General features: G+C 40.0%; 21 protein-coding genes. 18 read left to right on the forward strand and 3 right to left on the reverse strand.

Annotated elements, in window-relative coordinates; translation table 11 throughout:
* Positions 1-127: 127 nt before the first annotated feature.
* Both spoIVB and spo0A read left to right on the forward strand, forming a co-directional pair.
* Positions 128-1414, forward strand: coding sequence for a SpoIVB peptidase (gene spoIVB, locus QUF49_RS08210; RefSeq protein WP_289495189.1), 1287 nt, complete (start codon positions 128-130; stop codon positions 1412-1414).
* A gap of 263 nt (positions 1415-1677) precedes the next feature.
* Complete coding sequence (spo0A, locus tag QUF49_RS08215; protein WP_289495190.1) at positions 1678-2478, forward strand: sporulation transcription factor Spo0A; 801 nt, start codon at positions 1678-1680, stop codon at positions 2476-2478.
* 170 nt (positions 2479-2648) lie between these two features.
* On the opposite strand, the gene QUF49_RS08220 is transcribed toward spo0A, so the two are convergent.
* Complete coding sequence (locus QUF49_RS08220; protein WP_289495191.1) at positions 2649-2885, reverse strand: DUF2627 domain-containing protein; 237 nt, start codon at positions 2883-2885, stop codon at positions 2649-2651.
* A gap of 154 nt (positions 2886-3039) precedes the next feature.
* On the opposite strand from QUF49_RS08220, the gene QUF49_RS08225 reads away from it, so the two are divergent.
* From QUF49_RS08225 to QUF49_RS08265, 9 genes are all read left to right on the forward strand, one after another.
* Positions 3040-5103 (forward strand): sigma-54 interaction domain-containing protein, encoded by a 2064-nt coding sequence (locus QUF49_RS08225; RefSeq protein WP_289495192.1) that lies wholly within the window; start codon positions 3040-3042, stop codon positions 5101-5103.
* Positions 5104-5233: 130 nt separating this feature from the next.
* Positions 5234-6145: a phosphate butyryltransferase gene (gene yqiS / locus QUF49_RS08230; protein WP_289495193.1), complete on the forward strand. Its 912-nt coding sequence runs from the start codon at positions 5234-5236 to the stop codon at positions 6143-6145.
* Between the two features lie 12 nt (positions 6146-6157).
* A complete protein-coding gene (bcd, locus tag QUF49_RS08235) occupies positions 6158-7258 on the forward strand; it encodes a branched-chain amino acid dehydrogenase (RefSeq protein ID WP_289495194.1) in 1101 nt (366 codons plus the stop codon).
* Positions 7259-7285: 27 nt separating this feature from the next.
* Positions 7286-8398, forward strand: coding sequence for a butyrate kinase (gene buk, locus QUF49_RS08240; protein ID WP_289495195.1), 1113 nt, complete (start codon positions 7286-7288; stop codon positions 8396-8398).
* Positions 8399-8423: 25 nt separating this feature from the next.
* Positions 8424-9845 (forward strand): dihydrolipoyl dehydrogenase, encoded by a 1422-nt coding sequence (lpdA, locus tag QUF49_RS08245; RefSeq protein ID WP_289495196.1) that lies wholly within the window; start codon positions 8424-8426, stop codon positions 9843-9845.
* Positions 9846-9858: 13 nt separating this feature from the next.
* Positions 9859-10851 carry a thiamine pyrophosphate-dependent dehydrogenase E1 component subunit alpha gene (locus tag QUF49_RS08250; RefSeq protein WP_289495197.1) on the forward strand — a complete coding sequence of 331 codons (993 nt, stop codon included), beginning with the start codon at positions 9859-9861 and terminating at the stop codon, positions 10849-10851.
* Between the two features lie 14 nt (positions 10852-10865).
* Positions 10866-11849, forward strand: a complete 984-nt coding sequence (locus tag QUF49_RS08255; protein ID WP_066242168.1) for an alpha-ketoacid dehydrogenase subunit beta — start codon at positions 10866-10868, stop codon at positions 11847-11849.
* An 18-nt stretch (positions 11850-11867) separates the two neighbouring features.
* Positions 11868-13199 (forward strand): dihydrolipoamide acetyltransferase family protein, encoded by a 1332-nt coding sequence (locus QUF49_RS08260; protein ID WP_289495198.1) that lies wholly within the window; start codon positions 11868-11870, stop codon positions 13197-13199.
* 165 nt (positions 13200-13364) lie between these two features.
* Entirely contained in the window at positions 13365-13793 is a 429-nt protein-coding gene (locus QUF49_RS08265) for a BrxA/BrxB family bacilliredoxin (RefSeq protein WP_289495199.1), read from the forward strand.
* A gap of 248 nt (positions 13794-14041) precedes the next feature.
* Here QUF49_RS08265 and QUF49_RS08270 read toward each other — a convergent pair whose 3' ends face one another.
* Complete coding sequence (locus tag QUF49_RS08270; protein WP_289495200.1) at positions 14042-14479, reverse strand: NUDIX domain-containing protein; 438 nt, start codon at positions 14477-14479, stop codon at positions 14042-14044.
* Positions 14480-14606: 127 nt separating this feature from the next.
* Here QUF49_RS08270 and QUF49_RS08275 point away from each other — a divergent pair, with 127 nt between their 5' ends.
* The 5 genes from QUF49_RS08275 (at position 14607) to QUF49_RS08295 (ending at position 18708) form a co-directional block, all read left to right on the forward strand.
* A complete protein-coding gene (locus QUF49_RS08275; protein ID WP_289495201.1) occupies positions 14607-15395 on the forward strand; it encodes a transporter substrate-binding domain-containing protein in 789 nt (262 codons plus the stop codon).
* 18 nt (positions 15396-15413) lie between these two features.
* A complete protein-coding gene (locus QUF49_RS08280) occupies positions 15414-16073 on the forward strand; it encodes an amino acid ABC transporter permease (RefSeq protein ID WP_289495202.1) in 660 nt (219 codons plus the stop codon).
* A complete protein-coding gene (locus QUF49_RS08285) occupies positions 16066-16779 on the forward strand; it encodes an amino acid ABC transporter ATP-binding protein (RefSeq protein WP_289497610.1) in 714 nt (237 codons plus the stop codon). Before QUF49_RS08280 ends, QUF49_RS08285 begins: the two co-directional genes overlap by 8 nt.
* 113 nt (positions 16780-16892) lie before the next feature.
* A complete protein-coding gene (locus tag QUF49_RS08290; protein ID WP_289495203.1) occupies positions 16893-17840 on the forward strand; it encodes an aromatic acid exporter family protein in 948 nt (315 codons plus the stop codon).
* Between the two features lie 379 nt (positions 17841-18219).
* Positions 18220-18708, forward strand: coding sequence for a L,D-transpeptidase (locus tag QUF49_RS08295; RefSeq protein WP_289495204.1), 489 nt, complete (start codon positions 18220-18222; stop codon positions 18706-18708).
* Positions 18709-18996: 288 nt separating this feature from the next.
* Here the strand turns inward: QUF49_RS08295 and prli42 are convergent, their stop codons facing one another.
* Positions 18997-19095 (reverse strand): stressosome-associated protein Prli42, encoded by a 99-nt coding sequence (gene prli42, locus QUF49_RS20800; RefSeq protein WP_197468167.1) that lies wholly within the window; start codon positions 19093-19095, stop codon positions 18997-18999.
* A 177-nt stretch (positions 19096-19272) separates the two neighbouring features.
* Between prli42 and QUF49_RS08305 the strand changes: the two genes are divergently transcribed.
* Both QUF49_RS08305 and mce read left to right on the forward strand, forming a co-directional pair.
* Complete coding sequence (locus QUF49_RS08305) at positions 19273-20913, forward strand: acyl-CoA mutase large subunit family protein (RefSeq protein WP_289495205.1); 1641 nt, start codon at positions 19273-19275, stop codon at positions 20911-20913.
* 22 nt (positions 20914-20935) lie between these two features.
* Complete coding sequence (mce, locus tag QUF49_RS08310; protein ID WP_289495206.1) at positions 20936-21781, forward strand: methylmalonyl-CoA epimerase; 846 nt, start codon at positions 20936-20938, stop codon at positions 21779-21781.
* Positions 21782-21784 lie beyond the last annotated feature (3 nt).

The following is a 21784-nucleotide window of genomic DNA, read 5'->3' on the forward strand; positions in this document are numbered from 1 at the left end:
TCATGAAAAAGCTATCCATTTAAGGAATAGCTTTTTCTTTTTTATCGGTTATAAACTCACGGTCCATAGGCTAAATTAAAGGTACAGCCATGGTGAGGGTGTGAGCTAGGAGCGAGGAGAGTGTATGATGTATAAGGATTTACTGCGGCGAACGATCGGCGTTATTCTCCTTGGAAGTTTAGTGGGAATCGGTTTTTTGTCTCCTGTGCGTGAATATGTAACAATGCCTAAATCGATTACCTTTTTTGAAGGACAACATGTATTACAATCTCTTCCTGCGGGGACAACCATCCAACAGGAAGAAACAAATATTTATACTACTGCAATGGAAAGCCAAAAAGTCGTTTCGATACAAGCCAAAACAAACGGTGATAGCGTGGCAACTCTTGAAGCAGCAAGTTTTCCCATAAAGAAGATGAATGTAAAAGTATTGTCTGATTTAAAGGTTGTACCAGGCGGACAATCCATAGGTGTTAAGCTGAATACACTAGGAGTCCTTATCGTTGGGCATCATCTAGTTAATACAACTGCAGGAAAACAATCTCCCGGTGAAATTGCCGATATTCAGGTAGGAGATATTATTACCAAAATCAACGGAAAAAATATTAAGAAAATGGGTGATGTCAGCCCATTCGTTAAACAATCTGGGGAGTCTCGAAAACCGTTAGATGTAACGATAATAAGAGACGGTAAAACACTTCATAAATCACTTAATCCTCTGCAGGACAAAAACGATCAGTCTTATCGAATCGGACTATATATTCGAGATTCAGCAGCAGGAGTTGGAACTTTAACTTTTTATGATCCAGCATCGTTTAAGTATGGTGCGTTAGGTCATGTTATTTCTGATATGGATACGAAGAAGCCGATAAAGGTAAATAACGGTGAAATACTTGGATCGACGGTTACTTCTATCGAAAAAGGTTCAAACGGACATCCTGGAGAAAAATTAGCACGTTTCTCAAATGACCAAAGAATTTTAGGGGATATATCCAAAAATAGTCCCTTTGGGATATTTGGTAAATTAAATGACAAACTTTCAAATGGCGACTGGAACAAGCCGTTGCCAATCGCTCTATCTGATCAAGTAAAAGAAGGACCGGCTAAAATCCTGACTGTAGTGGAGGGGTCTAAAGTGCGCGAATTTAACGTAGATGTCGTAAGTTCTGTTCCACAAAAGTTCCCTGCTACTAAAGGTATGGTTATTAAGATCACGGATCCTGAGCTGTTAAAAATAACAGGTGGAATCGTTCAAGGTATGAGCGGGAGCCCAATTATTCAAAATGGCAGAATCATCGGTGCGGTAACACATGTTTTTGTTAACGATCCAACATCAGGTTATGGCGTTCATATTGAATGGATGCTTGATGAAGCAGGAATCAATATTTATAAAGAAACAAAACAGGCGAGTTAATTTACTTGCCTGTTTTTTTTAGATAATTTAGACAATCGCAAGAATATTTTGTATAATGAAAGGGTATAAAGAAAATTCGACAAAAATATATGATTACATACAATAACTGTCGAAATTCTAAGTAAATTGAAGAAAATAGCTTTATTTGCTACTAAAACAAAATAATTTTAAAAAATTTAAAACAAAATAAAGGGATTTAACATTTATTGTTGAAATGTTACATTGGGAAAAACAAGAAATTGTTGGATGGGGAGGAAATAATGGTGCAAAAAATTAAAGTTTGTCTAGCTGATGATAATCGTGAGTTAATTAGTCTTTTGAGGGAATATCTTTCAAGTCAAGATGATATGGAGGTAATTGGGGTTGCCTACAACGGGCAAGAATGTTTATCCGTTTTAGAAAATAAAAATCCTGATGTATTAGTTCTTGATATTATTATGCCGCATTTAGATGGGTTAGCTGTACTTGAAAAGATCCGATCAAGTGATGATCTGCCTCAACCGAACGTTATCATGTTAACGGCATTTGGCCAGGAAGATGTTACGAAAAAGGCAGTAGACTTAGGTGCTTCCTACTTTATCTTAAAACCATTTGATATGGACAATCTTGCTAGTCAAATCCGACAAATTTGCGGATCTGAAAAATCAACTGTCCAACGCGCATCCAGCAATATTCGAAACAATTTCCAAACAACAATCAACAAGCCGCGCAACCTTGATGCAAGCATTACGAGCATTATTCATGAAATTGGTGTTCCGGCTCATATTAAAGGCTATATGTACTTAAGAGAAGCGATTTCAATGGTTTATAATGATATTGAACTTTTAGGATCAATTACAAAAGTTCTTTATCCGGATATTGCAAAAAAATTCAATACCACTTCAAGCCGTGTTGAACGCGCGATCCGCCATGCGATTGAAGTAGCATGGAGCCGTGGAAACATCGACAGCATCTCATCGTTATTTGGCTATACCGTTTCAATGTCTAAAGCGAAGCCTACGAATTCAGAGTTCATCGCGATGGTCGCTGATAAACTTCGTATCGAACATAAGGCGATGGCATAAATGCTTACCGAATTAATTAAATAGCAATGAGTTAAACACCTTCACCTTTATTTAATTAAAGTGAAGGTGTTTTTGTTTGAACAACAAATGAGATAGTAATATTTTTTTGGTGCCTTCAACTATCAGCAAAGTTTAAAAACAAAATAACCAGCTTCCTAGTAGGAATCTGGTCATTTTTTTCTATATTTCAATTGTACTTTATTTCTTTTGCGATCTCTGTAAAAGATGAATCCTCCTACAAAAGCTAATCCCAAAATAAAACTTAAAAGCCCTGTGATAAATTGTAGCCATAAAACAGGGAAAGGAGTTTGTAATACTCCAAACAAAGTGTCTCTCATCCATTTTATGCCCATAACGGCCATGATTCCAGGGATTAATACAATTACTAATGCTGCGTATCTGCTCATGAAGATCCCCACTCCTTTACTTTTATTATTGTACATAAACTTCAAATCTTTGTCGACGACATTTAAGTTTGCAAACCCTTTCATGCTAAGGTATGATTAATGTGTGAAAAAAATTGCACGCAGTGCAATTAGACAAAAAATGGAGTGATAATTGTTGCAAAGGGTAGTTTTAGTGACCGAGCGTGAAGAAGGACTTCAGCTGATGAGCCGAATCGATCAATCTGAAGTGTTTGAACTTGTGGGTACCCTGCAGGATCAGCTTCATCCGATGTCATCCCCATTTGAAAATGTCCCGGTATTTACATATTCTTCTGCACCTGATGTAAGTGTAGATCTTATTATTTATTCTCCTTCTTGTAAAGAAAGTGCAAATCGTTTATATGAGTTCAAGTATCCAGACGCAGGGAAATTACCTGTTAGTCAATTTGAAGTTATGTTATTACTTCTAAACGATAAGGAAATAGCCGTAAAAGATTTAAGTCACCTGCAGCAGCTCAGAAGTATTTTAGATAATACGCATGATGGCATGATCGTAATCGATCAACATTTAATGATTACAATTTTTAATAAAAGTGCTGAAAAAATGACGGGAATATCTAAGGAAGATGCAGTTGGAAAGTCGATCCTTGAAGTGATGCCAAACAGCCAGCTGCCAAGAGTAATGGATTCGGGAATAGAAGAAGTGAATCAGGAACAGATATTGGCAAACGGAACAAAAATATTTACAACAAGAACGCCCCTCCTAAGTCATGAAGGACGTAAACTTGGAGCCTTTGCCGTTTTTAAAGATATCACTGAAATTGTAGATTTGGCAGAGGAAGTAACGAACCTTAAAAGTATACAAAGTATGTTGAGATCCATTATTCAGTCTTCAGAAGAAGCCATATCGGTTGTTGATGAACAAGGGAAAGGAATTATGATCAATCCCGCCTATACAAAACTTACAGGTTATACTGCTGAACAAGTAATCGGTAAGCCTGCTACAACTGATATTTCCGAAGGTGAAAGTATCCATATGCAAGTCCTTAAAACAAGGAAGCCGGTAAGAGGCGCTCGTTTACGAGTAGGACCAAACAGGAAAGATGTCATTGTGAATGTAGCTCCAGTTATTGTTGATGGTCTTCTAAAAGGAAGCGTCGGGGTCATTCATGATGTTTCAGAAATCAAGGGGCTTACAGAAGAACTGAACCGTGCTAGACAAATTATTCGGACGCTAGAAGCAAAATATTCATTTGAAGATATTATTGGTAAGTCAGAGGAAATGAACTTCGCAATGGATCAAGCGAAATTGGCAGCTTCAACTCCCGCAACTGTATTGCTTCGAGGAGAATCAGGTACGGGAAAAGAACTTTTTGCTCATGCGATCCATAATGCGAGCAGCAGAAAATTTAACAAGTTTGTTCGTGTGAATTGTGCCGCCCTTTCAGAATCACTGTTGGAAAGTGAGCTTTTTGGTTATGAGGAGGGGGCGTTCTCTGGTGCGTTAAGAGGCGGGAAAAGAGGGCTGTTTGAGGAAGCGAACGGGGGAAGTATCTTTTTAGATGAAGTTGGTGAGCTATCTCAAAACACTCAAGCCAAACTTTTGCGTGTTCTGCAAGAAAATGAAATAAGGCGTGTGGGAGGCACTAAAGCAATTCCTATCAATGTCCGGGTAATTGCTGCTACGAACGTTAATCTCGAAAAAATGATTGCCGATGGTACATTCAGACAGGATTTGTACTATAGGCTGAATAGAATGCCGATCTATATTCCACCGCTAAGAGCGAGAAACCAGGATATTATACTGCTTGCTAATCACCTTCTGCAGAAGCTGAATCAAGATTACGGAAGAAACATTGATGTTATAAGCAAAGATGCAGAGAAGTTCTTATTAGCCTATCATTGGCCGGGAAATGTTAGGGAGCTTGAGAATGTGTTAGGCAGGGCTATTATCCATATGAGCCATACAGATTCTCAGATCAACAGGAGCCATATCTCCCTTTTGTCTCTTGAGCAGACGAAGGCGAAATCAGAATCTACTATTGATAATTTCATTACGGGAGAAGAAACGAAAACCCTCGCTCAACAAATTGATGAGTTTGAAAAAAGCATTTTAACAGAAGCTATAGAGAGATTTAATGGCAACAAGACAAAAACTGCCAAGGCACTAGGCATTTCATTGCGCAACTTTTATTATAAATTAGAAAAATATGGTCTTGATGAAAAACCACGCAAATAATTTCATGCAATTAATTGCATACTACGTGCAAAAAAATGCATATATTGTGTTGATAATCCATTAATTGACCCGGAAAATAGTTGGCATGAAAATTGCATTAACTATACCGTGGTAAACAAGGGGGGATAGCATGCGTTTGCAAAACTTGGTGAGCCAAGCCAAAAAACAGCAAGTGAAACCAGTCATCGCAGTGGCAGAAGCTGGCGATCAAGAGGTTTTGGAAAGCGTACTAAAAGCATATAAAGAGGGCTTAGCCCATTTTATTTTGTTTGGAAACGGTGAAAAAATATCTGACTGGCTTAAAAGAAATGCAGATGAATCTCTAAATGGAATAAAAGTTGTTTCAACAGACACAGCCACCGCTGCTTTTAGTGCGGTAAAAGCTGTTCATGATGGTGAAGCAGATATTCTCATGAAGGGACTTGTTTCAACCTCTGCACTCTTAAAAGCTGTTCTTCATAAAGAAATTGGTCTTAGAACGGGTAAGGTTTTATCTCATGTAGCAGCATTTGAAGTTGAAGGGTTTGAAAAATTGATCTTCATTACGGACGCTGCTATGAACATAGAACCAGACCTTAATCAAAAAGCACAAATCCTGCAAAATGCCATTGACTTTGCTGCACAAACGGGTATTGAAGTACCGAAAGCAGCTGTATTGGCCGCAGTAGAAAATGTTAATCCTGCGATGCAAGCGACACTGGATGCAGCAAGCCTCACCGTTATGAGCCTTAGGGAGCAAATAAAAGGTGGAATTGTTGAAGGTCCATTAGCGCTTGATAACGCAATTTCTAAGGAAGCTGCAGCACACAAAGGAATTACAGGTAAAGTAGCAGGAGATGCTGACATCCTTTTAGTTCCAACCATCGAAACTGGAAATGTACTCTATAAATCCCTGATCTATTTTGCTCGAGCAAAAGTTGGAGCTGTTATTTGCGGTGCTAAAGCGCCGATTGTTCTTACTTCCAGAGCAGATTCAGCTGAAAGTAAATATTATTCCATTGCCTTAGCTGTAAAATCTGTCATCACTGATAACAAACTTTAGGAGGAATACAAAATGGAAATTTTTAAATATATGGAAACTTACGATTACGAACAAATGGTAATTTGCCAAGACAAACAATCAGGATTAAAAGCAATCATCTGTATTCACGATACAACACTCGGACCTGCACTAGGCGGAACAAGAATGTGGACATATGAAACAGAAGATGCAGCAATTGAAGATGCTTTAAGACTTGCAAGAGGAATGACATATAAAAACGCTGCTGCTGGATTAAATCTTGGCGGTGGAAAAACAGTTATTATCGGGGATCCGAAAAAAGACAAGAACGAAGAAATGTTTAGAGCGTTCGGACGTTATATCCAAGGACTGAACGGACGCTACATTACAGCTGAAGACGTGGGTACTACTGTTGAAGACATGGATCTTATCTATCAAGAAACACCATTCGTAACGGGTGTATCTCCAGCGTTTGGATCAAGCGGCAACCCATCTCCTGTAACAGCATACGGAGTATACCGCGGTATGAAAGCAGCAGCTATGGAAGCGTTTGGAACAGATTCCTTAGAAGGAAAGGTGATTGCTGTCCAAGGTGTTGGTCATGTAGCTTATACACTTTGTAAACACCTTCACGAAGAAGGAGCGTCACTGATTGTTACAGATATTAATAAAGAAGCTGTTCAGCGTGCTGTTGAAGATTTTGGTGCAAGAGCAGTAGAGATTGACGATATTTATAGTGTGGATTGTGACATCTTTGCTCCATGTGCTCTAGGTGCGATTATTAACGACGACACGATCTCTAAAATTAAAGCGAAAGTTGTAGCAGGGGCTGCAAATAACCAGCTTAAAGAAACACGTCATGGAGATGCTCTTCACGAAATGGGAATCGTTTACGCTCCCGATTACGTAATTAACGCTGGTGGGGTAATCAACGTGGCTGATGAGCTTAACGGATATAACCGTGACCGTGCGATGAAGAAAGTTGAAACAATCTATGACAACATCGCTAGTGTTATTGAAATCTCAAAACGAGATAACATTCCAACATACCTTGCTGCAGACCGCCTTGCTGAAGAGCGTATCGAACGCATGAGAATGTCAAGAAGTCAGTTCTTATTAAACGAAAGACACATTCTGTCTAACCGTACTCGCTAAGAGTTCATATCAATGGAGGTTTGAAACGTGCATCAAAAAGAATTTCGCATACTAGTGATTAATCCGGGCTCAACCTCTACCAAGATTGGTATATTCGACAACGAAAGGCCTGTATTTGAAAAAACGATACGTCATGAAACAGAAACAATTCATCAGTTTGAGTCTGTCATTGATCAATATTCATTTAGAAAAGAAACCATATTAGAAGCATTGGACTATGAAGGAATAAATATTTCAAAGCTCAGCTGTGTTGTTGGCCGCGGTGGTTTATTAAGACCGATCGAAGGTGGCACATACAGCGTTAACGAACCAATGCTTCAGGATTTAAAGACAGGTTACTCAGGTGAACATGCCTCTAACTTAGGTGGTATTCTTGCTTATGAGATAGCTGAAGGACTGAATATTCCTTCTTTCATCGTAGACCCAGTTGTTGTAGATGAAATGGATGAGATTGCGCGAATCTCAGGTGTCCCTGAAATAGAAAGAAAAAGTATATTTCATGCACTGAACCAAAAGGCTGTAGCAAGACGTGTTGCCAAGATGCTAAATAAATCTTATGAATCTCTCCGTCTAATAGTTGTACACATGGGTGGAGGTATCACAGTAGGTATCCACAAGGAAGGACGCGTGATCGACGTAAATAATGGACTTCATGGTGAAGGGCCATTTTCACCAGAGCGCGCCGGTACCGTTCCGATTGGAGACTTAGTATCTCTTTGCTTCTCTGGTGAATATTACGCAGATGAGGTAATGAAGAAACTTGTTGGTCAGGGCGGACTTGTTGCCTATTTAGGAACTAATGATGCAAGAACAGTAGAAGAAAAGATCGAGAACGGTGATAAAAAAGCAGAGCTTATCTATGATGCAATGGCGTACCAAGTCGCAAAAGAAATCGGTTCCGCCAGCACTGTATTGCATGGACAAGTAGACGCGATCATTCTTACAGGCGGTCTTGCTTTTGGCAAGGAATTTGTAAAGAAGATAACAGATCGTGTTGAATGGATCTCTGACTGTATTATTCAGCCAGGGGAGAATGAGCTTCAAGCGTTAGCAGAAGGTGGCCTTCGTGTATTAAGAGATGAAGAATCAGCAAAGGTTTATCCGGGAGAAAAGACTATTGCTAGGGTGCCACTTGATTAACTAGCAGCAAAAGGAGATATGAGCGATGTCAAAAGACTTTGATTTGGTCATATTGGGCGGAGGAACGGGCGGCTATGTTGCCGCCATCCGAGCTGCTCAATTAGGAAAAACAGTAGCAGTTGTTGAAAAAGGAAAACTTGGAGGCACTTGCTTACATAGAGGTTGTATACCTAGCAAGGCTTTGCTGAGAAGTGCTGAAGTTTATAAAACGGCTAAAAATGCTGCCAACTTTGGTGTAGAGATCGAAGGATTAGGCTTAAACTTTTCTAAAATGCAAGAGCGCAAACAATCTATTGTAAATCAGCTACACATGGGTGTACAGAGTTTAATGAAAAAAGGCAAGATTGAAGTATACGAAGGTACCGGCAGAATTCTTGGACCATCGATTTTTTCTCCAATGCCTGGTACGATTTCTGTGGAGTTTAATGATGGAACGGAGAACGAAATTTTAATTCCGCAAAATGTAATCGTTGCCACAGGTTCAAGACCTCGTTCACTGCCAGGTTTAGAAATTGACGGTAATCATGTTATGTCAAGTGATGAAGCGCTTGAAATGGAAACATTGCCAGCATCCATCATTATTGTTGGCGGCGGTGTTATCGGAATTGAGTGGGCATCGATGCTAAATGATCTTGGTGTTGAAGTTACTGTTTTAGAGTATGCTGACCGCATTGTTCCTACGGAAGACGAAGAGATCTCGAAAGAAGCGGCACGTGTTTTAAAGAAAAAAGGAATCAAACTGGTAACAAGCGCAAAAGTACTTCCCGATACTTTAGAAAAAGGTGAAGGGGTTATGATCTCCGCGGAACATAAAGGAGAAACAAAACAGTTCAGTGCTGAGAAGATGCTTGTTTCTGTAGGACGTATGGCGAACACAGAAGGTATTGGAATTGAAAACACAATCATAAAAGTTGAAAACGGATACATTCAAACGAACGAATATTTCCAGACGGCAGAGAGTCATATTTATGCAATTGGCGATGTCATTGGCGGACTTCAGCTTGCACATGTTGCTTCACACGAAGGTATTACAGCTGTAGAGCATCTTTGCAACCTTAAACCTGAACCAATCAACTACGACAACATTTCAAAGTGTATCTATTCTAGTCCAGAAATGGCAAGTGTAGGTCTTACTGAAAAACAAGCAAAAGACCAAGGATATAACGTTAAAGTAGGAAAGTTTCCATTTAAAGCGATCGGAAAAGCTCTTGTGTATGGTGAAAGTGATGGATTCGTGAAGATCGTTGCAAATAAAGACACTGATGACCTTTTAGGTGTTCATATGATCGGTCCTCACGTAACAGATATGATTTCAGAAGCAGGATTAGCAAAAGTTCTGGATGCAACACCATGGGAGATCGCGCATACGATTCATCCGCATCCATCTCTCTCTGAAGTATATGGTGAAGCAGCATTAGCTGTTGAAGGAAAAGCGATTCATTTCTAAGGAGGTAAAACAAATGGCAGAAACACGTCATGAACAATTAGGTTTAACAAATGAAGATGTTATCCACATGTTTAAAACAATGCTTTTAGCTAGAAAAATAGATGAGCGTATGTGGCTTTTAAACCGTGCAGGTAAAATTCCTTTCGTTATCTCATGTCAAGGCCAGGAAGCTGCACAAGTTGGTGCTGCAATGGCGTTAGATAATGAAAAAGATTTTGTCTTGCCATACTACCGTGATATGGGTGTTGTACTTCAATTCGGTATGACAGCAAAAGATTTAATGCTATCAGGATTTGCAAAAGCTGAAGATCCAAACAGCGGAGGCCGTCAGATGCCTGGACACTTTGGTTCTAAGAAGCTTCGTATTGTAACAGGTTCTTCTCCAGTTACAACTCAAGTTCCGCATGCTGTAGGTATCGCGCTTGGCGGCAGAATGGAAGGAAAAGATCTTGTTACGTTTACTACGTTTGGTGAAGGTTCTTCTAACCAGGGAGATTTCCATGAGGGTGCTAACTTTGCTTCTGTTCATAAACTGCCTGTTATCTTTATGTGTGAGAACAATAAATATGCGATCTCAGTTCCAATTTCTAAACAACTAGCGTGTGTGAATGTTTCTGACCGTGCAATCGGTTATGGCATGCCAGGTGTAACGGTTGATGGAAATGATCCTTTAGCTGTTTATGAAGCAGTAAAAGAAGCGGCTGATCGCGGAAGACGCGGTGAAGGTCCGACATTGGTTGAAACTGTAGCTTATCGTTTAACGCCTCACTCTTCTGATGATGATGATCGTGCATACAGAACGCGTGAAGAGGTAGAAGAAGCTAAGGCAAAAGATCCAATCCATACATTTGCTGCTTACTTGAAAGAACATGCTATTTTAACTGAGGAACTAGAAAAACAGATTTTTGACGAAATTCAAAAAGAAGTGGATGAAGCTACAGAGTATGCAGAGAACGCAAAATACGCTGATCCTGAGAGCGCACTTCTTCATGTATACGCAGAGTAAAGGGGGAAAACGAGATGCCGGTAATTTCTTATATTGATGCTGTTACTCAAGCAATTCGCGAAGAGATGCAGCGTGATAAACGGGTTTTTGTTGTAGGAGAAGATGTTGGTGTTCGCGGAGGTGTTTTCCGTGCCACGACTGGATTGATTGAAGAATTCGGAGAACAGAGAGTAATTGATGCGCCGCTTGCAGAATCTGCAATTGCTGGAGTTGGGATCGGAGCAGCCATGTACGGTATGCGTCCAATTGCAGAAATGCAGTTTGCTGATTTTATCATGCCAGCGGTAAACCAGATTGTTTCAGAAGCAGCAAAGATCCGTTATCGTTCAAACAACGATTGGTCATGTCCGATTACGATTCGTGCTCCTTATGGCGGCGGTGTACATGGTGCTTTATATCACTCACAATCCGTTGAGGCATTGTTTGCTAATGTACCAGGTTTAAAGATTGTTATGCCATCAACGCCTTATGATGTTAAGGGACTATTAAAGGCAGCTATCCGTGATGAAGATCCTGTACTTTTCTTTGAACATAAGCGTGCTTACCGTTTAATTAAAGGTGAAGTACCAGAAGAAGAGTATGTATTACCAATCGGGAAAGCCGATGTAAAACGCGAAGGTGACGACATTACCGTTATTACATACGGACTTTGTGTACACTTTGCTCTTCAAGCTGCTGAGAAGTTAGAAAAAGACGGAATCTCAGCTCATATTCTTGATCTTCGTACGGTATACCCGTTGGATAAAGAAGCGATTATTGAAGCAGCTTCCAAAACAGGTAAAGTGCTTCTTGTTACGGAAGACAACAAAGAAGGCAGCATCATGAGTGAAGTTTCAGCAATCATAGCTGAAAATTGTCTGTTTGAATTAGATGCACCTGTTCAACGCCTGGCAGGTCCAGATGTACCGGCGATGCCTTATGCACCTACAATGGAAAAGCACTTTATGGTGAATCCTGACAAAGTAGAAAAAGCCATGAGAGATCTTGCGGCATTTTAACAATAGGAGGGGACTTTAATGGCTAGAGAAAAAATTACAATGCCTCAGTTAGGAGAAAGTGTAACTGAGGGCACAATCAGTAAATGGCTGGTACAGCCTGGAGATACGGTTAAAAAATACGATCCATTAGCTGAAGTTATGACAGATAAAGTAAACGCAGAAGTTCCATCATCTTTTAGCGGGACAATCAAAGAATTAGTTGCTGGAGAAGGCGATACACTTTCAGTTGGTGAGCTGATCTGTTATATCGATACAGAAGGAGAAGGCAGCGGAGAGGCATCAGCAGCTTCATCTTCAAAAGAAGAGAAGCCTGCAGAAAAAAGTTCTGCTCCTGCCGCCCCAAGTCCGAGTGCTGCACCTGCTGCAAAAGCTGATCGTACTGCAAAAGGACGTTTTTCACCTGCAGTAGTACGAATGGCATCTGAACACGGCATTGATCTGGACCAAGTAGAGGGATCAGGACAAAGCGGAAGAATCACTCGCAAAGATCTTCAAAAAATTATTGATTCTGGCCAGATTCCTACAAAAGGTAACAAGCCAGCTACAGAGGAAGTTTCAGCATCACCTGTTTCATCTGATTCTCAAGTTACGGCTCAACCTCAACAATCAGCGCCAGCATTAAAGCCGGTAGCGATTGACACAATGCCTGGTGATATAGAAATTCCGGTATCGGGTATTCGCAAAGCGATCGCACAAAATATGGTCCGTTCAAAGCACGAAGCACCTCATGCTTGGACAATGGTAGAAGTGGACGTAACAAACTTAGTAGAATATCGTAATTCTGTAAAAGGTGATTTTAAAACAAAAGAAGGGTACAACCTTACGTTCTTGCCTTTCTTTATAAAGGCTGTTGTAGAATCACTAAAAGAATTCCCGCAGATCAACTCCATGTGGGCAGGAGATAAGATCATTCAGAAAAAGGACATCAACATCTCAATTGCTGTTGCAACTGATGATGCACTATATGTTCCAGTCATTAAACATGCGGACGAAAAGTCTATCAAGGGTATCGCACGCGATGTGAAAGAACTAGCTGATAAAGTAAGAACGAATAAATTAGCTGGCGATGACATGAAAGGCGGAACGTTCACCGTAAATAACACAGGCTCTTTCGGATCTGTGATGTCTACGCCGATCATCAACTATCCGCAAGCTGCTATCCTTTCTGTAGAATCGATCGTTAAGCGCCCGGTTGTTATGAACAATGGCATGATTGCTGTACGAGATATGGTTAACCTTTGTCTTTCTCTTGATCATCGAGTTCTTGATGGTCTCGTATGCGGTCGCTTCTTAGCGGCAGTAAAAGCACGTTTAGAGAACATGACAAAAGAAAACACATCAATTTATTAAAAAATGTGATTTTCAGGTTTATATGGGTTTTATTGCGGGTAGAGATAACTATCAACACCTCCAAACCCCATAACCCCCTAAGAAAAATGCCGTATATGTTACGGCATTTTTCTTTTTTATATGTCCATAATTGAGTACAATAAGAAAGAAAGGAGCTGAATACAAATGAACTTTCAATTTAATCTTTTTAATGATGTAGTAGAGACGGCTCGTAAAGAAATGGTAGAGGCTGGCTATACGCAGCTTTTCAAACCAGAAGATGTTGAAGAAGCTTTTCGTAAAGAAGGTACAACACTTGTCATGATCAATTCCGTATGTGGCTGTGCTGGAGGAATCGCACGCCCTTCGGCTTCATATTCGGTAAAACAAGATGTTCGCCCGGACCATCTTGTTACGGTATTTGCCGGACAAGATAAAGAGGCAACAGAGAAAGCCCGTTCTTATTTCACAGGCTATCCGCCTTCATCCCCATCATTTGCCCTATTAAAAGATGGAGAGATTCAAATGATGGTCGAACGTCATGAGATTGAAGGCCACGAACCGATGGAAGTTGTTAATAAGTTAAGAAGTGCTTTTGAAACTTATTGTAAGTAGGAAGAAAGTTGTTAAGCTGGCTCAAATTTTGAGCCAGCTTTTTTTCTAAGATCATAAAAATGAAGGTGAATTCTAAGATTTTGAAGGTTTATGAGCGTTCGTGAGGATTTACGAGCGTTCGCGGGGATTTACGAGCGTTCGCGGGGATTTACGATCGTTCGCAGAGATTTACGATCGTTCGCGGGGATTTACGAGCGTTCGTAGAGATTTACGATCGTTCGCAGGGATTTACGAGCGTTCAAGGAGATTTACGCACGCTCACGGTCTTTACTAATTGCTTTTTTAACAGCCCATGCGTGAGACGAATGAAATAATATCTTTTCTGCTTTATCAAACTCCATCCACACAAGTTCATGATCTTTTTCAACGGGCATTTTTACATAATCTCCAAAGCTTCCTGTATAAAAATACCCATTATTCATTATGTATTCTCCTCGACTGCTTATAAAATATTGTTTTGCTTCACCAACCCATTGACTTACATGAAATGAATAACCAGTTTCCTCGATACATTCTCGTTTTAAACAAGTTATATGTTCTTCTCCAAGTTTTAAGCCTCCACCAGGCAGGAAGCCCTTACCATTTTGAATGATAATAGCTGTTTTCTTCTCTTCATCAAGCACAACTGCATAGACTGCATCTCGCTCTCTATAAGTCACATCAGGTATTTTATCGCCAAATTCCATTCAATGATCTCCTTATCGTTGAATAAAAATACATTCAGAATTATTAAAATACTTAAATTAGCACTTTTGTGTGTTAATATTCATTTTAACGAATAAATATAAACACTTTGTACAGGGGGATCTACAAATGAAACGTAATCTTTTTAGCATTTATTTTATCATAGTACTGGCAATGTTAGCTGGATGTGGTGCGGTTGAGGAAAAGAGTTCTACAGATACAGGCAGCGAGTCATCAGAAAAAACTATAGTGATGGCTACTTCTGCTGATTATCCACCATATGAATTTGTAGAAACAGCTAAAGGCGGAGACATCGTCGGTTTTGATATTGATGTAGCTAATCACATTGCAAAAAAATTAGGATATAAGGTTGAAATTAAAGACATGGACTTTAACGGATTGATTCCAGCATTAGACAGCGGAAAAGCTGACTTTGTAATTGCTGGTATGACGCCAAACGAAGAGCGAAAGAAAACGGTGGATTTTTCAGATGAATATTATGCAGCTCAGCAACTAATCGTTACAAAAGATAAATCCATTCAAACCGTAGATGATCTAGAAGGCAAGAAACTAGGTGTTCAGTTAGCATCTATTCAAGAAAAAGAAGCAGATAAGCTTTTAAAGGATCACAAATTTGAAGTGGTGCAGCGAAACAAAGTAACTGAGTTGGTTCAAGAGATGAAATCAAATCGTGTAGATGCTGCGATCATTGAAGATGCTGTTGCGTATGAGTTTTTAAAGAAGAACAAAGAATTATCTTCATTTGCGCTGCCAGAGACGGATGCAGCAGGATCAGCCATTGCGTTTCCAAAAGAAAGTGAACTAACAGAGAAGTTCAACAAAGAGTTAAAGAAGATGAAAGAAGATGGCACATTGGACAAGCTTGTTGAAAAGTGGTTCGGTGTGAAAAAACAGTAAAGAAAGAGAGTGGTAGGCATGAACTTGGATTTTGCCCAGCTCGTGCCTTCTATTCCGTACATTCTATACGGAATATGGGTTACGTTGCAGTTCGTTGCAGTATCGTTAGTATTTGGATTTTTGTGGGGAACAGTGCTTTCCCTTTTTAAAATAGGAAAAATTACGATTTTAAGATGGTTTGCAGATGCATACACCTCAGTGTTCAGAGGTACGCCTTTAATTCTGCAAATGCTTATCATTTATTATGCGATTCCGCAGCTGACAGGTGTGGATATTGGTGCATTTACCGCAGGGGTTCTTACATTCGGACTAAATTCAGCCGCTTATGTTTCAGAAATTATTCGTGCAGGGATTAACGCTGTTGATAAAGGTCAAAAAGAAGCGGCGATGGCGTTAGGAGTACCGTATCGCACGATGATGGTAAAAATTATACTTCCTCAAGCATTTAAGAATATTTTGCCGGCGCTTATGAACGAGTTCATCACATTGACGAAAGAATCAGCTATTGTTTCCGTTATCGGCGCGCTTGATATTATGAGACGAGCTCAGATCGTCGGTGCTAGCAATTATCGTTTTTTTGAACCGCTTTTATTAGCAGGTGTAATCTATTATCTACTAGTTATGCTGTTGACGCTCGCAGGACGTGTGTTGGAGAGGAGGCTTGCAAAAAGTGATTGATGTTCAAGGTTTAAGAAAAAGTTTTGGAAGCAATGAAGTGTTAAAAGGAATTTCAACAACGATAAAAAAAGGTGAAGTTATAGCTGTAATCGGGCCGTCCGGTTCAGGAAAATCCACGTTCCTTCGTTGTATCAATCTGCTGGAAACTCATAGTGAAGGTTCTATTAAGTTACAAGGAAAAGACATAAAATCAATGGAGCTCCATCTTCGTAAAAAGGTAGGGATGGTGTTTCAGCACTTCAACCTTTTTCCGCATCTAACCGTACTAGAGAATGTCACATTTGCTCCTCAACAAGTTTTGAAGGTTTCAAAAAGTGAAGCTGAAAAAGAGGCATTAGATCTCCTTAGCACAGTAGGTCTTAGTGACAAAGCAAACAGCTATCCATCTAACCTCTCTGGCGGGCAAAAGCAGCGTGTTGCTATCGCAAGAGCACTCGCTATGAAACCAGAAGTAATGCTATTTGACGAACCCACTTCAGCGTTAGATCCAGAGATGGTAAAAGAGGTACTTCAAGTTATGAAGAATTTAGTGAAGCTTGGAATGACAATGGTCATCGTTACGCATGAGATGGGGTTTGCAAAAGAAGTAGCAGATCGAGTGCTGTTCATGGACGATGGGAAGCTGGTGGAGGACGAAGAACCAGTTGTGTTCTTTGATAGTCCTAAAACGGAAAGAGCTAAAGCTTTTTTAGAAAAAGTACTATAATGGTTTACGGGGACTTCTTAGATGGAGTCCCTTTTTATTTGAGAAATCCTAAGTAAAGTATGGCATAATGGGATAAAATGTTGAAAGACAATCGAAAGAAGGCTTACTATTCTATGAAATTTACGATTGGTTACCGAACGTTAAAAACCGCTATAGGTGCTGGACTGGCGATTGCGATCGCGGAGTGGCTAAAGCTCGACTTTTTTACGTCTGCCGGTATCTTAACTATCCTCTGTATCAAGATTACGAAGAAACGATCGATCATTAGTTCTTGGGAACGATTTGCGGCATGTTTGCTTGGTATAGTATTTGCTGCTCTCATCTTCTCACTAGTTGGCTATCATTTTTACGCATTAACCATTTTGTTAATACTGTTCATTCCCACACTCGTATCACTTAATCTAAAAGAAGGAATTATCACGTCTTCTGTTATTATTCTTCACTTATATACCCTTCAAAAGATCTCATGGGATATCGTACTCAACGAATTCAGTATTATTGTGATTGGTATAGGCATGGGACTTGTTATGAATCTGTATATGCCATCAATGGAAAAGACGCTGTTACATATGCAAAAAGAACTTGAGAAGAGATATAAAATCATTTTTCATGAGTTTCATCTTTATCTTGCTCATGATAAACACGAGTGGGATGGGAAAGAGATCACGGAATGTGCTGATATTATCTCAAACGCTAAAAGTCTCGCTTTTCGTGACGTTGAAAACCATTTTCTTCGTTATGAAAATCAATATTACCATTATTTTAAAATGAGAGAAAAACAGTTTGAAATCATACAGCGGATGCTTCCGATCATTTCTTCTATTGATAAAACTTATGTACAATGCGAAAGATTAGGTGAGTTTTTTGAACGTTTGGGTGCAGCAGTCCATCCTGGAAATACAGCAGTACTATTTCTGGATGACCTAGAAAAAATGAGACAAGATTTCAGAGAGATGCATCTTCCAAAGGACCGAGAAGAATTTGAGACTCGCTCTAAGCTGTACCAGCTGCTTCAGGATATAGAAGATTATTTAGTGATTAAAAGTAAGTTTAAAAAATAAGCTGTTTTCGTATTCATTTGTTGCTTTTGTAGGTAGTTGATTTCCGTTTCAAGTGCTTAGCTTTCCGCGGGGCAGGCGGTGAGCCACATTTGTAAGTTTCACGTATAAGTGTCTCAGCTGCCCGCTTTAAGGAAGCATCCTTGCTCCTGCGTCTACAAGCAATTGCTATCGAGGTGAGCTTCCTCGTCGCATGCCTTGCTTAGAAGCTTTTCAAGTGGTAGGCACGCACCTTCCATTGCAATCAACTGTCATAAAAGAAAATAAAAATAAACATTGAGAGCAACAATCTTTTAGAAAAGAGCCAAAAAATAAAACAATGCAGCTCATGAGTCACCCTTCATTGACAAATACTAATTAAAAAATGACAGGGTGATGAAGAATGGTAAAACTGAGTATTGCTTTTATCTTGTTATTTTCACCAATATGGCCATTAGGGAATGCCGAAGCACTTGGTGACCCATATGTGATTGTTAATAAAACGTCAAACCGTCTAGCATTAATTGAAGAAGGCAGAGTAAAAGAAATTTATAAAGTGGCAACAGGAAAATCGAAAGAGCTAACTCCAGAAGGTGAATTCACGATTACCGTAAAAGCAATAGATCCTTATTATCGCAAAAAAGATATACCTGGAGGCGATAAGACCAACCCCCTCGGTTCGCGATGGATCGGCTTTGATGCTCAGAATACAGATGGACGCACTTTCGGGATTCATGGGAATAACAATCCATCAGCCATTGGAAGGTTTGTTACAGCTGGATGCATAAGAATGTATGAAAAAGACGTGCAGGAACTTTATAGCATATTAAAGATAGGCACAAAGATTAAAGTGGTCCACTCTGACAAGAACTTTGAGGATTTAATTAAATAACAGCAACGTAAAACCCCCAGCCTTCTTCAGGCAGGGGGTTTTTATGCTTTAGTATGATGTTTTTTTACGCTCTTTTCTAAAAGATTGTTGCTTTACAAATTTTATTTTCATTGTCTTCTATGACAATTGATTGGAGTGTAAGATGCGAGACTCCTGCGGGACAGGCGGGCAGGTGAGACACTTATACGTGAAACGTACGAATGTGGCTCACCGCCTGCCCCGCGGAAAGCGAGCATCTGGAACGGAAATCAATCACTTCCAAAAGCAACAATGTATGCGAAAACAGTTTTATAAAAAGAAAGCGACCCCTGTTAGAAGACTGCTTACCACTAGCGAGATAATCATAATATAAACCACAGTTTTCATCATTTTCTGAGACACATTCATTACCTCCTATAACTTTTCCACCATAATTGTAACGTGTTTGAGTCACAGAAACAAGAATGGCAAGAAATTCATTCTGCATTTTTCGTCGAAAATTTGCGCATTCAAGCAGGAAAAAGCGCTTACAAAACGAAAGATGTTATGTTGAGAATATTTTTCTTTGTTAACAGGAGGCCTCTAATGGATAAACAACAGCGATTAAAGAACTGGCAAGAAAAAACAGAGCAATCAATGAATAGATTTCCAGAGCGAAAAGAAAGATTTCATACCTCATCGGATATAGAAATTGAAAGACTATATGGTGCAGAAGAAGAGCATTATCAGATGGATTCATTAGGACTGCCGGGTGAGTATCCATTTACACGAGGATCTCAATCAACTATGTATCGTTCCAAATTTTGGACGATGAGACAATACGCAGGATTTGGTTCTGCTGAAGAGACGAATAAGCGTTTTCGCTATTTGCTGGATCAAGGCCAAACGGGGCTATCTGTTGCATTCGATCTTCCTACTCAGATCGGATATGACTCTGATCATCCAATGGCTCGAGGTGAAGTAGGAAAAGTAGGAGTAGCTATCGATTCGATTGAAGACATGGAGGCGCTTTTAAAAGATATTCCACTAGATAAAGTAAGTACATCTATGACGATTAATGCACCTGCTTCTGTCCTGCTTGCTATGTATATCGCTGTCGCTGAAAAGCAAGGCGTGGATTCTGATAAACTTTCAGGCACGATACAAAATGATATTCTAAAAGAGTACATTGCACGCGGTACATACATTTTTCCTCCAAAGCCATCCATGCGATTAATAACGGATATTTTTGGCTATTGTCAGGAACATGTGCCGAAATGGAACACGATCAGCATCTCTGGCTACCATATTCGAGAAGCAGGGTCTAACGCAGCACAGGAGCTCGCTTTCACGATCGCAAACGGACTGGCATATGTAGATGCAGCGATAGATGCGGGATTAAACATTGATGATTTTGCACCGCGTTTAGCGTTTTTCTTTAATGCACATAATCAATTCTTTGAGGAAGTCGCAAAATTTAGAGCGGCAAGAAGAATGTGGGCAAAGCTTATGAAAGAACAATACGGCGCGAAAAATCCAAAATCATGGCAGCTCCGTTTTCATACGCAAACTGGCGGATCAACCCTGACTGCACAGCAGCCAGATAATAATATAGTACGTGTTACGACTCAAGCTCTTTCTGCAGTTCTAGGAGGTACGCAAAGTCTTCACACTAACTCCAGAGATGAAGCACTAGCACTCCCAACTGAAGATTCTGCAAGAATTGCACTTCGTACGCAGCAGATTCTCGCTCATGAAACGGGTGTAGCTGATACAGTAGATCCTCTTGCTGGGTCATATTACGTAGAACATTTAACGGATGAGTTAGAACGGAAAGCAAACGAATATATTGAAAAGATTAAACAGCTGGGTGGAGCTGTTTCTGCGGTTGAACAAGGCTACATGCAGCGTGAAATTCATCATACGTCTTATGAAACACAAAAAAAGATCGAAAATGGCCAGGAAATCATTGTGGGGATGAATAAGTTTACGATTGAGAACGAACCACAGCCAGAACTATTAAGAGTAGATCCAACGCTAGGTGAAAGACAGAAAGAAAAGCTGCAAGCCTTAAAAGCGAAGAGAGATCAAAACCGAGTGAGCGCTCAGTTGGAAATGTTGCGTTCTGCCGCTAAAGGCAGTGACAACTTAATGCCGATCATTGTAGAGTGTGTAAAATCATTCTGTACGATCGGTGAAATATGCGGTGTATTAAGAGAAGAGTTTGGAGAGTACACAGGCGCCTAAGACTGAAGAGGAGTGGAGAGAGATGACGAAAACAATACGTGTTTTAATAGCCAAACCAGGACTGGATGGTCATGATCGAGGGGCTCTAGTCGTTTCACAAGCTTTAAGAGATTATGGTATGGAAGTGATTTATACAGGTTTAAGACAAACTCCTGAACAGATCGCAGCAGCGGCTGTCCAAGAAGATGTGGACGCGATTGGTTTGTCATGCCTTTCAGGAGCTCATAATGAACTGTTTCCGGAAGTGATGCGTCTTCTTCATGAAAAAGGAGCAGACGATATTATCGTAGTCGGTGGCGGGGTGATACCTTGGGAAGACATTCCGTTCTTAGAATCGAAAGGCATTCAAAAAGTTTTTACACCAGGGACACCAACGATTGAAACAGCTAAATTTATCGAGCAAGCCGTTTTTGAACGCGATGGTATAACTGAGAAAGCAGCTGCGGTTGCGCCTGAACGTATTGACCATCTCGGAATTGCTGTTCAATCACTGGATGAAACTCTTCCTTTTTATGTGAATGTTCTCGGCTTGACACTTGAAGCTGTTGAAGAAGTTCCCTCTCAAAAAGTAAAAGTAGCTTTTATTAAGATTGGAGAAACAAGGCTAGAATTACTTGAAGCTATGTCTCCTGATAGTCCTGTTGCTCAATTTATTGAAAAGCGGGGGCAGGGGGTACATCACGTTGCTTTAGGTGTGACAAACATCCAAGAACGCATTAATGAAATGAAAGCGAATGGACTCAAGATGATCCATGATGCTGCCGTTCCTGGTGCGGGTGGTGCTTCAGTTGCATTTATACACCCTTCTTCCACTCATAAAGTGCTGTTTGAGCTTTGTGAAAAAACGAAAAATAAGGAGGAAGCGTAATAA

Source organism: Fictibacillus sp. b24, assembly GCF_030348825.1.
Classification (GTDB): Bacteria; Bacillota; Bacilli; order Bacillales; family Fictibacillaceae; genus Fictibacillus.

Excerpts from the sequence above, each read along its gene's own strand:
- bcd (WP_289495194.1), top strand. The coding sequence starts at position 6,158 with ATGGAAATTTTTAAATATATGGAAACTTACGATTACGAACAAATGGTA.
- QUF49_RS08295 (WP_289495204.1), top strand. The coding sequence starts at position 18,220 with ATGGTAAAACTGAGTATTGCTTTTATCTTGTTATTTTCACCAATATGG.
- QUF49_RS08290 (WP_289495203.1), top strand. The coding sequence starts at position 16,893 with ATGAAATTTACGATTGGTTACCGAACGTTAAAAACCGCTATAGGTGCT.
- QUF49_RS08220 (WP_289495191.1), bottom strand. The coding sequence starts at position 2,885 with ATGAGCAGATACGCAGCATTAGTAATTGTATTAATCCCTGGAATCATG.
- yqiS (WP_289495193.1), top strand. The coding sequence starts at position 5,234 with ATGCGTTTGCAAAACTTGGTGAGCCAAGCCAAAAAACAGCAAGTGAAA.
- QUF49_RS08250 (WP_289495197.1), top strand. The coding sequence starts at position 9,859 with ATGGCAGAAACACGTCATGAACAATTAGGTTTAACAAATGAAGATGTT.
- QUF49_RS08275 (WP_289495201.1), top strand. The coding sequence starts at position 14,607 with ATGAAACGTAATCTTTTTAGCATTTATTTTATCATAGTACTGGCAATG.
- QUF49_RS08305 (WP_289495205.1), top strand. The coding sequence starts at position 19,273 with ATGGATAAACAACAGCGATTAAAGAACTGGCAAGAAAAAACAGAGCAA.
- QUF49_RS08265 (WP_289495199.1), top strand. The coding sequence starts at position 13,365 with ATGAACTTTCAATTTAATCTTTTTAATGATGTAGTAGAGACGGCTCGT.
- QUF49_RS08255 (WP_066242168.1), top strand. The coding sequence starts at position 10,866 with ATGCCGGTAATTTCTTATATTGATGCTGTTACTCAAGCAATTCGCGAA.
- lpdA (WP_289495196.1), top strand. The coding sequence starts at position 8,424 with ATGTCAAAAGACTTTGATTTGGTCATATTGGGCGGAGGAACGGGCGGC.
- prli42 (WP_197468167.1), bottom strand. The coding sequence starts at position 19,095 with ATGAATGTGTCTCAGAAAATGATGAAAACTGTGGTTTATATTATGATT.
- QUF49_RS08270 (WP_289495200.1), bottom strand. The coding sequence starts at position 14,479 with ATGGAATTTGGCGATAAAATACCTGATGTGACTTATAGAGAGCGAGAT.
- QUF49_RS08280 (WP_289495202.1), top strand. The coding sequence starts at position 15,414 with ATGAACTTGGATTTTGCCCAGCTCGTGCCTTCTATTCCGTACATTCTA.
- spoIVB (WP_289495189.1), top strand. The coding sequence starts at position 128 with ATGTATAAGGATTTACTGCGGCGAACGATCGGCGTTATTCTCCTTGGA.
- QUF49_RS08260 (WP_289495198.1), top strand. The coding sequence starts at position 11,868 with ATGGCTAGAGAAAAAATTACAATGCCTCAGTTAGGAGAAAGTGTAACT.
- mce (WP_289495206.1), top strand. The coding sequence starts at position 20,936 with ATGACGAAAACAATACGTGTTTTAATAGCCAAACCAGGACTGGATGGT.